At 37.3% G+C, this 13,043-nt stretch carries 10 protein-coding genes; 7 read left to right on the top strand and 3 right to left on the bottom strand.

Going from position 1 to position 13,043, the window contains the following annotated elements:
- Positions 1-451 precede the first annotated feature (451 nt).
- Entirely contained in the window at positions 452-2,506 is a 2,055-nt protein-coding gene (locus tag OE105_RS08960; RefSeq protein WP_275419867.1) for a methyl-accepting chemotaxis protein, read from the bottom strand.
- 335 nt (positions 2,507-2,841) lie between these two features.
- On the opposite strand from OE105_RS08960, the gene OE105_RS08955 reads away from it, so the two are divergent.
- From OE105_RS08955 to OE105_RS08945, 3 genes are all read left to right on the top strand, one after another.
- Positions 2,842-3,642: a DUF1444 domain-containing protein gene (locus OE105_RS08955; protein ID WP_275422146.1), complete on the top strand. Its 801-nt coding sequence runs from the start codon at positions 2,842-2,844 to the stop codon at positions 3,640-3,642.
- 4 nt (positions 3,643-3,646) lie between these two features.
- Positions 3,647-4,261, top strand: coding sequence for a YtpR family tRNA-binding protein (ytpR, locus tag OE105_RS08950; RefSeq protein WP_275419866.1), 615 nt, complete (start codon positions 3,647-3,649; stop codon positions 4,259-4,261).
- Positions 4,262-4,381: 120 nt separating this feature from the next.
- Positions 4,382-7,069, top strand: a complete 2,688-nt coding sequence (locus OE105_RS08945) for a DNA translocase FtsK (RefSeq protein WP_275419865.1) — start codon at positions 4,382-4,384, stop codon at positions 7,067-7,069.
- A 97-nt stretch (positions 7,070-7,166) separates the two neighbouring features.
- Here OE105_RS08945 and OE105_RS08940 read toward each other — a convergent pair whose 3' ends face one another.
- The gene (locus OE105_RS08940) at positions 7,167-7,991 is read right to left on the bottom strand and encodes a multidrug ABC transporter permease (RefSeq protein WP_275419864.1); all 825 of its coding nucleotides are present in this window, start codon (positions 7,989-7,991) and stop codon (positions 7,167-7,169) included.
- Positions 7,984-8,907, bottom strand: a complete 924-nt coding sequence (locus tag OE105_RS08935) for an ABC transporter ATP-binding protein (protein ID WP_275419863.1) — start codon at positions 8,905-8,907, stop codon at positions 7,984-7,986. The genes OE105_RS08940 and OE105_RS08935 overlap by 8 nt, the downstream gene beginning before the upstream one ends.
- A gap of 436 nt (positions 8,908-9,343) precedes the next feature.
- Between OE105_RS08935 and murC the strand changes: the two genes are divergently transcribed.
- The 4 genes from murC to OE105_RS08915 all read left to right on the top strand — a co-directional run bounded on the left by murC (position 9,344) and on the right by OE105_RS08915 (position 13,029).
- On the top strand, positions 9,344-10,657 hold the full coding sequence (gene murC, locus OE105_RS08930) for a UDP-N-acetylmuramate--L-alanine ligase (RefSeq protein ID WP_275419862.1): 1,314 nt from the start codon (positions 9,344-9,346) through the stop codon (positions 10,655-10,657).
- A gap of 145 nt (positions 10,658-10,802) precedes the next feature.
- On the top strand, positions 10,803-11,900 hold the full coding sequence (locus OE105_RS08925) for a sodium:calcium antiporter (protein ID WP_275419861.1): 1,098 nt from the start codon (positions 10,803-10,805) through the stop codon (positions 11,898-11,900).
- Between the two features lie 245 nt (positions 11,901-12,145).
- The gene (locus tag OE105_RS08920; protein ID WP_275419860.1) at positions 12,146-12,598 is read left to right on the top strand and encodes a DUF948 domain-containing protein; all 453 of its coding nucleotides are present in this window, start codon (positions 12,146-12,148) and stop codon (positions 12,596-12,598) included.
- Positions 12,599-12,609: 11 nt separating this feature from the next.
- Positions 12,610-13,029 (top strand): YtxH domain-containing protein, encoded by a 420-nt coding sequence (locus OE105_RS08915; RefSeq protein WP_275419859.1) that lies wholly within the window; start codon positions 12,610-12,612, stop codon positions 13,027-13,029.
- Positions 13,030-13,043 lie beyond the last annotated feature (14 nt).

Below are 13,043 nucleotides of genomic sequence, written 5' to 3'. Positions count from 1 at the left end.
TTGAATTCGTTGAAAGGAAAGGATTGGGGCTGTTCAACAAGTACAGCCCCTTTTAAAATGCGGTTAATTTCTTATTGGTGGTGGCGCTTTCTGCGGGCATGACCTAGCCTCCTTGACTCGCAAACCAAGATCCTGTGGGGGCTTCGGATCGTGCTGTTCCCATTGGATTCGTCGCCACCCTCTCTTTTATCAACTGAAGGACCAATAGGACACTACTTATCCCCTGTATGTTTAGATAGAACGGGAAGTTTATAGAAAATCCGTTTGTGGAATCCATATGCTTTGTTTGCTGAAAATGTACATATCGTCAATTGAATATTCCCTCTTCACTATGTTTCTAAAAAAGGAGTGAAATCCAAGTGATATTTGGACGTAGGATGCGCTTCCTGTGTCAAAATTGAATCATGTTCTTTTCAATCGTTTTCTAAAAAAATGATGATTCTTTTTGGGATTATCCTTTTTTCCAAAAAAAACGCGTCTTTCTTTTTTTCTTCGGACTTTTTTTGTCATGTTGATTTCCTTCGTCTGACAAGGTGATTGTATATTGGGCGATTTCTTGATGCAAAGAAGTGGAAATTTGACTTAAGGAGTTCGCTGCCCGGTTGACTTGCTGGATCGCTTCCATATGGGTTTCACTCGACGCATTTACCTCTTGGGCCACTCCACCGAATTGTTCGGAAATTCGGTGAATGTCATCGAGTTTATTTACAATTTCATTTCCCATATTTTCCATATTGTCTATGAAACGGGTAATATCGATGATTTGACCGTTAATATTTGACATATGGTTAATGATTTTTGTAAACGCGTCTTTCGTCGTATTTACCGATTTTCCATGGACGACTTTATAATGATGGAATGTTTCTGCATTTTCTGTCAATGTGGAAATATCGTCATTTAATTGTTCGACAAGTTGTTGAATTTCTCTCGTTTCGTTTTTTGCTCGGGTTGCCAATTTTCGAATTTCTTCACTGACAACTGCAAATCCTCTACCTGCATGTCCGGCCCTTGCTGATTCGATGGCAGCATTTAGGGCGAGTAAATTCGTATTTTCAGCAATTTCTTCAATCGTTTGGACGATATTTGTTATCTGTTGGAAGTTCTTTGATACTTTTTGGACTTGGGTAATCAAACTTTTCGATAATTCATCGAAATGGTGATTCGTTTTTTCCAGTTCGTGGATTACTTCCAATCCGTTTTGGCCTTCTTTTTCCGATTGTTCGGCATCTGAGGCGATTTCCTTACTTTTTTCATTTGTTACGTAAATCGATTCGGACATTTGTTTGATCAATCCCAGCCCTTTTTCAATCTGTACCGTTTGTTCATTTGCACCGATAGCCACTTGTTGAATTGCCTGTCCAAATTCCTCACTTTGAACGGTTGTTTCCTTCACAAAAGTCGCTAAATTTTCCGCCGACGATTGAATATGATTGGCCGAATCCGATATGTTCAAAAAAGATTGTTGTACTTTTTCAGCCATTCGGTTGAAAGCCTTTGAAAGCTCTGCCAACTCATCTTTTCCTTTAACATGTACACGGTATGTGAAATTGCCGTTTTCAATTGTTTGTACACCCTTTTTAATTTTATAAATGGAGATGACAAGATTTCTTGAAATGATGTATGAAATGCCTAAAACGATTCCAATTAGTATAAGGCTACTACCGATTGTTGTCCATTGGAATTTGGTTATGCTATTTTCCGTTTTATTTGCCAATTGTTCGACTTCTTCCATTACTTTGCTTTCTGTTTCAGAAACGGTATTTGAAATCGTTTCGGCAATTTCATCGAACAAAAGGACGATTCGTTTTTGTTGTTCGTACGCTCCGTACAATTGATTAAAGGCAGCTTCATAATTATTTGCCAATTCGGAAAGTTGCTTTCGTAAATCATCATCCAATATTTGTTTTTCTATTTCTTCTGAAAATAGATGAAGAGAATTCATCGTTGAGATGAAATTTCCTTCCGTCTTATGATCGAAATACGCACTTTCTTTTTGTTGCAATTGTAGTAACAATTCCTTTAACTTCCCATTGTCTAAATTGGTAATCGCCTGTTCCAGTTCTTCTTTTGTTCGTTTTCGTTCCAATTGGAAACCCGTATCGGAATCGTATCCTATTTTTTGATTTAATGATTCAAGGAAGGAAAATTCTTCTTTATATTTTTCAAACTGTTCTTTCGTCAATTGAAAGGATTCAGTAAATGATGATTGATCATCCAATTCGTTCAACAGGGAATTTACTTCTTTTATAATTTCGTCGATCGATTGTCTTGTTTCTTCCGCCAATTCTTCAGTGGGTGCACGTAAATATTGTTGGTCTTTCGAACGAGTTAGAGCAAATTTTTCTAGCAATTGTTTATTTTTCAAAGCAATGTTTAAAAATGCATCCTTTTCTAAGTTTGCCTTATTGATCGTATGTGTGTAAAAAAAATTGAAGACTATAAGAATGAGGAAGCTAAATACGGCGATAAAAATAATGCCACCTAACTTTTTCCTAATCGAGTTCACCGATGAAACCTCCTATGATAAAAAAATCAAATGTTACTAAATTTTAATAAATTTTACATACTATAAAATTTATATCGGATCAATTTTCATTTTTTTTACTAAATTTTAAAAACTTTTATGCTTTCATTTCATTAAGCAATTCATCAAAGGGTATATTTGCAAGAAAATGTTCGTAAAAAGTGGATTAAATTACGAACCTTTGATAATATCAGTATGGATACAATCCATTCATGTTCCTTAAAACGAACTTTGACAAGGGGGAAGTGAGCCCTTTTTACAAATATCGGTCAAAGAGTGGATGGAAGATTTGAAAACGGGAGATGGTTTGATTGAAAATGACCGTTTTACAATTAAGAAAAATATTAGAGGAACGTCTAGGACGGGAAGATCGTCTGTTTACATATGATCGGGAGAATGAAACTTTACGAGTGGAGTTGAAAGAAACGAAAAAGGGCATTTCCGTTGCATTAAATCCGATCCTATCCAAATGGGAAGTGCACAAGGAAAAGGCGATTGAAGATGTCGTTTATTATGTGGAAGAAGGATTAACGGCGATGAATGCCGAATCCATCCTTTTAGGAAATGAGAAAAAAATTTACCCTGTCATTCGTTCCACATCTTTCCCTACCGAAACGGAAGAAAGAGGTCCACTTCTTTTTGATGATCATACGGCAGAGACGCGAATTTTTTACGCCATCGATCTCGGACGGACGTATCGTTTGATCGATCAACAGATGGTTGAAAAAGAAAAATGGGATCAAAAGCGGATTCGTGAAATTGCTATGTTTAATGTTCGTTCCCTTCCGACCCCTTTAAAAAAGGATTCCGTGTCCGGAAATGATTTTTATTTTTTAAATACGAACGATGGATATGATGCGAGTCGAATTTTAAACGACACATTTTTGCAAGAAATGAAAAATAAGGTGAAGGGGACCTTTGTGATTTCCATCCCCCATCAAGATGTGATTATTTTTGCCGATATTCAAAACGATACCGGATATGATATCTTGGCTCAAATGTCGATGCATTTTTTTACAAATGGCCTCGTTCCCATTACCTCCCTTTCATTCCTATACAAAGACGGGGAGTTAGAACCGATTTTTATTATGGCAAAAAACCGACCGAGAAAGGAGTAGAAAGATGAATCTATTTTACAACAAAGAAGGCATTGGTGATACATTAATCGTGTCCCTTACACCGATTGATCGGACACGCATGGAAGTTGAGAAAAAGGAAGATGTCGTTCGAATTTATGATCGGGAAACGAATAAAACCTTTGGATACAATATTTTTCAAGCGAGTACTTACTTTTCTTTAGAAGGATATTCCGGTCCAGTCAACGGAAATGAACAATTGTTGAATGAACTGAATCAATTACTAAAAGATCAAGGGTTTCAAGAACAACTAACTGCAGATTTTTCACCGAAGTTTGTTGTCGGATATGTGAAGGGCCATGAAAAACATCCAAAGGCAGATAAATTGAGTGTATGTCATGTGGATGTAGGAGAGGAAACCCTCCAAATCGTATGCGGTGCGCCGAACGTGGCGAAAGGCCAAAAGGTGGTCGTTGCAAAGGTAGGAGCAGTGATGCCAGATGGACTGGTGATTTCTCCAGCAGAACTTAGAGGTGTACCTTCGAAGGGGATGATTTGTTCGGCGAAGGAATTGAATTTACCGAATGCCCCGAAGGAAAAAGGTATTCTCGTTTTAGATGATCGTTATGAAGTTGGTCAACCGTTCGATTTTCAAGCATAAAAATTCGAATGAAAAGATGTAGGAACCTCGTACTGTTGTACGGGGTTTTTTAGAGTCAGTTTTTCTTTTTATTTATTTATAGTAAAATAATGATACATGCAAAAATGAAAGAGTGATACGATGGATTGGCTGAAAAAATGGTTTTCATTTTCAGACAAAAAAGATGTTAAGGATCATGGAGAATCTCACCTCATAGAAATTCATCAAAAGGATGTACAAACGAAGATGACGTTTAAATATCCGGATAAAGAACTTCAAATCCCTGCAGTGGAAAGGAAGAAAAAGAGGCAGAGATCCTTTTCAGAAAGGGATAATCCGAATGTTAGACGGTTCGACAGACTGGAGATGAAGGAAACCGATTTACATGAACATAAAAATAAGCATCGACAGGTAGAAAATGTGTCTGAACGTCCGAATGGGGGAAATCGAAAGTGGCGTATTTCCCATGCGGAAACAATTCCATCCCCCATATATGGATATAGGCGGAGAACGGAAAAAAACGAAGAACCGATTGAATTTGAACTATATCCCTTCGATATCGATATTCAAAGGGAGGAGAAAGATCGTTCTTCCATACGTAAATTTACAACGGAAAGTGGAAATGAAGAAGAAAAAAGAGATGGGAAAGAAAAAATTCGTCCTACGAAAAATACAACGGTTGATAAACCTATTTCATTAGAAAATGTGATAGATGAAGAATCTATGGTCGATGGGGAATCTATATTCAATTGGTCGATTCCATCAAAAACAATCGAAGAAAAACCAATCTCAGATCAGACGAAGGATGAAGCGATAGATCGTTCAAAGGAAATGAGTGTAGAAGGGGAAACTTTTTCACCGAAACATTTGGAACAACGATCGGATGCGGCCGAAAAAACGACGGTCGATACAATCGTCGAAGAGCAATTTCCACTTGCAAAAAAAACGAAAAGTGGAAAGAACGAACATTTTCCCGTTCAATCAGTTAATCGTGAATGGGAAGTCATTGAAATCGAAAAAATCGAAGGAGCGGAAAAAAGCAAACAAGAGGATCGAAAATTTGGTGCGGAAGGATCCAATTTTACGAAAAAGGATTCAGAACAAACAATCCCTATTTCTACGGATATGGATCGTCAAGGAATGAAGGAAAGTTCTGACCAAATCGACTCGCCATCTAACGTTGAACCGGAAAATTCGGTTCCTTCGAATCAGTATAACAATCCACATCCTTCAAAAACTCACTCATATCCTGAAAAGTTGAAGGAAAAGACACATGAAGAAGAAAACCATCAAACGACAAAAAGGAAAAAAACCGTGCCTTTTAATGTTTTGATGTTAAAAAGCGATCGGGAAAAATTGCAAAAGCGGAAGGAACAGGCATCGGATTTCATACATACAAAGGATGATATGAAAAAACGTCAACAAAAACATGAAGAACGACCTTACCACCTGCCACCAATCCATTTACTAAACAGATCGATGGAACATTCATCCAATATCGAATGGGTTGCAGAACAAGTGGAAGTATTAAATGAAACTTTAAAAAGTTTTCATGTTGCTGCAAAAGTCGTATCCACATCGGAAGGACCGAGCGTGACGAGGTTTGAAATTTCCCCGGAAATGGGGGTAAAGGTAAATAAGATTACAAATTTAACCGATGATTTAAAATTAAGTTTAGCTGCAAAGGATATACGAATCGAAGCACCAATTCCAGGAAAGCATACGATCGGTATCGAAGTTCCGAACGTTCAAAGAAGGCCGGTTTTTTTACGGGAAATTATTGAACAAAATGAATATAAACAAGCTTCTTCCCCACTGACGGTAGCAGTCGGTTTGGATATCGCTGGAAAACCGGTTATTACCGATCTGAAAAAGATGCCCCACGGGTTGATTGCTGGAGCGACTGGGTCAGGAAAAAGCGTCTGTATTAATACGTTTATTATCAGTCTCCTTTATAAGGCGAGACCGGATGAAGTGAAACTATTAATGATCGACCCGAAAATGGTGGAACTTGCCCCTTATAACGGAATACCCCACTTAATTAGCCCGGTCATTACCGATGTGAAGGCGGCGACCCAAGCGTTGAAATGGGCAGTAGAGGAAATGGAAAGACGGTACGAACGATTTGCAGAAAAGGGTGTCCGAGATATTGAACGGTATAATGAAAAGGAAAGCGAGAAAATGCCTTTTATCGTCATTATTATCGATGAATTGGCAGATTTGATGATGATGGCCCCTGCAGATGTGGAAGATGCCATCTGCAGAATTGCGCAAAAGGCAAGGGCGTGCGGCATCCATCTATTGATTGCGACCCAAAGACCGTCCGTCGATGTCATTACGGGACTCATTAAAGCGAACGTACCGACCCGGATTGCCTTTTCTGTTTCTTCCCAAGTGGATTCGCGAACGATTATCGACATAAGCGGTGCCGAACGACTTCTTGGTAAAGGGGATATGTTATTTTTAGAAAACGGCACGTCGAAACCGGTCCGTTTGCAAGGTCCGTTTATTTCCGACGATGAAATCGAATCCGTTGTGGAACATGTGCGAAAAGAAGGAGAGCCGGAATATTTATTTCAACAAGAAGAGTTAATAAAAAAATCGGATATGGCAGATCAAGATGAACTTTTTTTGGAAGCGTGCGAATTTGCCGTTCAACAAGGTAGCATTTCCACCTCCAGCCTCCAACGGCGTTTTCGAATCGGCTATAATCGGGCGGCCCGCTTAATCGAATTGATGGAAGAAAAGGGAATCATTACGGAACAACGGGGAAGTAAACCGCGCGACGTGTTAATTACCGAACAAGATTTACATCAATTCAATAAATAAAAAAATCAAAAAACCCTCGATACGTGCAATGGCTGTCGCACGGTACCGAGGGTTTTATTTTTTGATCATATTAGGCTAAGATTGGAAAAATGAAAAATTAATAGCTAGATAATTTCCCATTTTTTATGGATATATTAAATAACAATTTAAACAACGATAAACCGATGAAAAAATACAATCCAGAATTGAGGATTAGTAACCAAAATTCATAGGTACTTACTAGTTCAACCAAAGTTGTTGAATCGATTATAACTTGTTTTAAATTTATCACACCCAAAGTCATTGGAAGTAGTTTAGTAACTAGGTCGATGGTTGGCGGCAGTTGATTCGATGCCATAACGAGTCCAATCAAAAAAAGGAATAAGTAATTTAATAACGTCGTAATAGCTCCAATTCGTTTAAATACTAAAGAAAATCCTGCAAGAATAAAAGAAAAACCGTAAATACTAACCATCGTCAATAGGATGACAATGATTAAACTAGGGATTGAGAGATTTAATGAAAAAAACGTTTCCAAGGATAGATCTCGAAAAATTGCAACAAATGAAAAGGAGATGGTCGATAAAACAATCGCTCCTAAACTATCAAAAATAAATGTCCCAATTGCTCTGCCTAACAACATTTTTTCAATCGGAACCTTTGTTATGGCAATTTGTTCGAGTGTTCCCAAAACCATTTCTTCCTGCAAAATAAAACTAAAAACCGCAATCGCATTAATACCAATATACCAAATAAAAATACCAACCATGAGTTGAAAAATTTGTTCGTTTGTACCCGTTAAATTTTGAAATACGGTTAAAATGAGTCCGAACATTAACAAACCGTAGGATACAATTTCACTAATCGAATCGATGTAATAGCGAATAAACATCCCTTTGAATTTGACAAATTCTGCTTTAATGGAATAAATCATTTCAGTCATTTGAATCCCCTACCAGTTCTAAAAAAATTTGTTCCAATGATTTCCTTTGCGTTGTTAAGTTTTTAACGGTAACTTGCTGATCCTTTAAGTACTGTAAAATTTCCGGTAAATGGGCGAGGGTCGTTTTCCAAATCCGTTCATTTTCCCTTTCCATGTAAATGAGATGTTCCAACTCCTGTAAAACTTGTTGATTCGGTATATTTAAATCGAGATAGACATATTGTTGATTATCTTGTTCTTTTTCTTTTGACTGTAGATCCTCGATAATCGTACCGTTTTTGATAAAAATCATTCGGTCACTTATTTTTTCAACCAAATCAAGTTGGTGGGATGTTAATAAAATCGTTTTTCCGTTTAAAGCCATTTTTCTTAGCATCGTCAATATGTCATTGGAGGATTGAACGTCTAATCCTAATGTAGGCTCATCTAACAGTAAAATATCAGGATCTTTTAATAAAACGAGGGCTAAGGCTAATTTTTGCTGCATTCCCCGCGACAAATTTGCGGCGTACTCCTTTTTCTTTTCTTCTAAACCGAGAAGTTTAAGGATTTGCTCTATCCGGTGATGTAATGTTTGTTTTGGTATTAAATTTAACAATCCGAAATATTTTAAGTTATCAAAAACGGTTAAATAGTAATAAATGTTTCGTTCCCCTTCTAACATACATCCGATTTGGTGTACGGCTTTTTTTCGCTTTTTCTTTACATCGATATCGTTTACGAAAATGGTGCCTTGGTCAATACTTGCTAGTCCACAAATCATTTTTATTAATGTTGTTTTTCCAGAACCATTTGGGCCTAATAGAGCTGTTATTTTGCTCTTTTCAATTTGCAATGTCACATCTTTTACCGCAGTTAAAAGGCCTCTTTTTGTTTTATATCTTTTTGTGACCTGATTGATTTCAATCGAATACAAAGTATCCCTCCTAAACGATTGGATCGAACATTTCACATTATATGGGAAAAAAGAAAAGGTGGATAAAGTTTTGTCCATTTGTATAAAACCAGTAGAGTCATCAGCTTAAATATATGATGTATCATTATATTGAATATTCAGTAAATTTACAACTGTTTATTCCAATTCCTTTCTAATCTGTTCTCATAAGTTACAAGAAAATGTATGTTCGCTTTTTGGGCAGTGAAAGGATGAAAAGGGAAGAGAAAAAAGTATTTTTCTTCCTTTTTTTGCTTTATTCGTGCATAATAGTCTTTTGGAACAAATAATGTTATAATTATGAGGCAAAAAAATGAACCGTTCATAGTTGAATCATTTTTCGGTGACTTTTCCATTTAATCAAAAAAATCGTGATGACATAAGATAATACATATATCGCTTTTGGAGGTTCTATTGTATGACCATTTACCATTTTGTTGGAATTAAGGGTACAGGGATGAGTGCCCTCGCACAAGTACTTCATGATCATGGATATGATGTGCAAGGTTCGGATGTGGAAAAACATTATTTTACCCAAGAGGCATTGGAACAAGCGGGAATACAAATTTATCCCTTTGGAAAAGACAATATTCAGCCGAACATGGTAGTGATTGCAGGGAATGCGTTTCCAGATACCCATGAGGAAATACAACAGGCGATGGAAATGGATCTTCCCGTGATTCGTTATCATCGCTTTTTAGGAGAGTTTATCGAAAATTTTACAAGTATCGCGGTAACCGGTGCCCATGGGAAAACGACGACGACCGGTCTTTTATCCCACGTGATGGAAGGGGCAAAACCGACTTCCTATTTGATCGGAGACGGTACAGGCAAAGGAACGAAGGATGCGGAATATTTCGTATTTGAAGCTTGTGAATATCGGAGACATTTTTTGTCCTATCATCCGGATTATTGCATTATGACAAATATCGATTTTGATCATCCGGATTATTATGCGAACATCGAGGATGTATTCTCCGCCTTCCAAGAGATGGCTTGGCAAGTTAAAAAGGGAATTATTGCCTACGGGGATGATGAACATTTACAAAAAATACAAGCGAAAGTTCCCGTTTTATATTACGGGTTCGGTGAAGAAAACGATTTTCAAGCCCGGAATGTGGAAGTGACGAAGGAAGGAACGAATTTTGATGTTTTCGTTCGAAATACATTTTACGCTTCCTTTTTCATTCCAACTTTCGGGGAACATAATATTTTAAACGCTTTGGCGACGATTACGATTTGCCATTATGAAAATATCGACGTCCAAATCATTCAAGAACGACTAAAAACCTTTCACGGTGTAAAAAGACGTTTTTCCGAAAAGAAACTCGGCAATCAAATTCTTGTGGATGATTACGCCCATCATCCAACGGAAATCCGTGCAACTATTCAATCGGCAAGACAAAAATATCCTGACCGACCAATTGTCGCCATTTTTCAGCCCCATACGTATACGCGGACACAAACGTTTCTTCAAGAGTTCGCGGAAAGTTTGAAAGAAGCGGATAAAGTATTTTTATGTGATATTTTCGGTTCAGCTCGGGAACATCACGGACAATTGTCCATACAAGATTTGCAAAAATTGATTGAGGGGGCTGAGGTTTTAAAAGAGTCCGATGTATCCCCTTTAGCAACATTCGACCATGCCGTCTTACTTTTTATGGGGGCAGGGGACATTCAAAAATTCCAAGAAAGTTATGAAATGTATCGAAACAATGAAGGCCAGGTTTGAAAGGTGAAAGCCTTCACTAGGATTGAATCGAAGTGCCTTTCAGTTTGAACATATCTGGAAGGTACTTTTTCGATGGTTAAAATAAAAACTTCATTCAATCGTGAAGGTTGATCGATTTTTTAAATATGTTAAAGGAGTTATTCCAATGGTTTATGTAACATTTACAGTAACAGCTATTTTAATCGTCATTTTAGCCATTTTCTTGTCCGTTTTGGCAGACCTAATCGATGGAAAATCGACGTTGAAAGATTTTGTTATTTCGTTTTTGTTAGGAAGTGCTGCTGCTCTGCCGGAGTTGACAACAAGCTTTACATCATTAATCATCTCCAATCCCGATTTAGCGATGGGAAATATTTTCGGGAGTAATTTATATAATATTATGATTTTAGCCTTTGCTGACATTATTTTTCGAAAAAGGCGGGTATTTTTTTACGCCCATAAGGAAAATGCTTATAACACTGGCTTAATCATCGTCTTATCGGGAGTTGTTGCTTTATCGATGTCGATGGATTTTTCTTACGAGATTTTCGGATTTGGATTGGATATGATGGTCGTTGCGATCGTATATTTTATTGGAATGAAGATGGTTTCGAAATACTCCGTAGCGGATATCGGTGAACGGGATCGTTATATGTTTGATGTAGAATCGGTTACTTATCAAGTGGCCGTTGGAAATGAAAGTGATGAAAAACAATGGACAAGCCAGATTATTGAAAAAGAATCGGTTGAAACCTTCGACAGACGGTTAAAAAAACGGTTAGATCGGTATTCTTTAAAGTTTATTTGGGTTCTATTTTTCATCACTGCATCTTTCGTACTCATTGACGGAAGTTTATTGACCGTTGCGGCTGATGGAATTGCCGTAGAGACTGGGCTTGGTTCTACCTTTGTCGGTTCCTTTTTTCTTGCGGCTAGTACCTCATTACCAGAAACGGTGAGCGTGATTACATCGATTCGTTTACGAAATTATAACTTGGCAATCGGGGCCATTTTAGGAAGTTGTCTGTTTAATTTTATTAACTTAATTATTACGGATGCACTGTATCGGGAACCGTTAATCCATTCGGTTAACGACAGTCATTTATATACCGTTTTAGCATCGATGGTGTTATTGGTAATTGCTATGTATTCGATGTTACGAAAAAAAGTTGCAAATCGGTGGACTTATTTGATTCCTTCTTTTCTAATCGTCCTTTTTTACTTTATTTCTAGTTATATTTTATTCGTCAATTCTGTTGGGTGATGTTCATCCCAACCTTTGGATAATGTTAAGGCTTAAACGAACCGACTACGGGAGTTTTAAGCCTTTTTTTGTTCAATTGGAATCGAAGCGTCTTTTTTTGTCAACTTAGAAAAAAAGTACTTAGAAGACTCGATTATTAGAGAAAAATTTGGTTTAATGATTAGTAAGAGGAAATCTTTGAAAAAGCATGTACGATGTAACAGATGGGAATGTGATTTTGGTCCAATGAAAGGAGAAGCTTTAGGATGGATGCGATTTTGTATGCAAGTGTGGCTCTTGTGGCCATCGCCTTTACCGTTTTAGTCGTCTACTTGATCTCCACTTTAAAAACTCTTTCCAAAACGCTGGAACAAATTTCGAAAACATTAGGTCAGGCGGAGACTCAATTAAAAGAAGTGACGGAAGAAGCAGGGAAATTGTTGAAGAAAACGAATGCTTTAGCCGAAGACATTCAAGAAAAATCAGAAAAATTAAACACGGTAGTAAACGGGGTGCAGGAAGTAGGAAAGACGATTTACCAGTTTAACGATTCATTACAATCCTTTTCCGGCAATGTAAAAAATGAGCTGAAAAAAAATGAAGAAAAAGTAGTACAAATTATCCAATGGGCGGATATCGTTGCAGAGTTAAAGGAAAAGATGGAAGAAATTCGTCGTCGTAAAAAACAAAAAAAGATTGAAAAGAACAATAAATTATAGGGGGTATTGATATGTCGGAAGAAAAAATGAATCAATCAGGGGTTAAAGACTTTTTATTAGGAGCATTTATCGGTGGGGTAGTCGGTTCGGTTGTAGCCATGCTATACGCACCGAAATCGGGAAGGGAACTTCGTGCAGATATTAACGCCCAATTGAACCAAGCTGTTCAAAAGACTGATCAATTGAAACAATCAGTGGTACAAAAGGGAACAGAGATTATGGATTATGCTAGCGAAAAAAGCTCCCAACTTACGAAGTCGGTGAAAGATCAGACGAAAGATTTGGTAGAAAAGGTCCGAGCTTTTTCGAAGGAATCGGAACAGAGTGCTGAAGATGTATTGAAAGATGCACAAAAAGCTATCCACGATTTATCCGAAGAAATCGATAAAAAATTAGAGGAATTAAAAGAACAAGAGGTAAAAGAACAGTAAGCTTCCATCCTTTC

The sequence above is a fragment of the Fervidibacillus halotolerans genome (genome assembly GCF_026547205.1).
GTDB lineage: Bacteria > Bacillota > Bacilli > Bacillales > Caldibacillaceae > Fervidibacillus > Fervidibacillus halotolerans.
This window is presented reverse-complemented; position numbering and strand designations above follow the sequence as displayed.

What these genes read in the sequence shown, in the direction of transcription:
- murC (WP_275419862.1), top strand. Translation starts at nt 9,344, where the DNA reads ATGACCATTTACCATTTTGTTGGAATTAAGGGTACAGGGATGAGTGCC.
- OE105_RS08920 (WP_275419860.1), top strand. Translation starts at nt 12,146, where the DNA reads ATGGATGCGATTTTGTATGCAAGTGTGGCTCTTGTGGCCATCGCCTTT.
- ytpR (WP_275419866.1), top strand. Translation starts at nt 3,647, where the DNA reads ATGAATCTATTTTACAACAAAGAAGGCATTGGTGATACATTAATCGTG.
- OE105_RS08945 (WP_275419865.1), top strand. Translation starts at nt 4,382, where the DNA reads ATGGATTGGCTGAAAAAATGGTTTTCATTTTCAGACAAAAAAGATGTT.
- OE105_RS08940 (WP_275419864.1), bottom strand. Translation starts at nt 7,991, where the DNA reads ATGACTGAAATGATTTATTCCATTAAAGCAGAATTTGTCAAATTCAAA.
- OE105_RS08925 (WP_275419861.1), top strand. Translation starts at nt 10,803, where the DNA reads ATGGTTTATGTAACATTTACAGTAACAGCTATTTTAATCGTCATTTTA.
- OE105_RS08915 (WP_275419859.1), top strand. Translation starts at nt 12,610, where the DNA reads ATGTCGGAAGAAAAAATGAATCAATCAGGGGTTAAAGACTTTTTATTA.
- OE105_RS08955 (WP_275422146.1), top strand. Translation starts at nt 2,842, where the DNA reads ATGACCGTTTTACAATTAAGAAAAATATTAGAGGAACGTCTAGGACGG.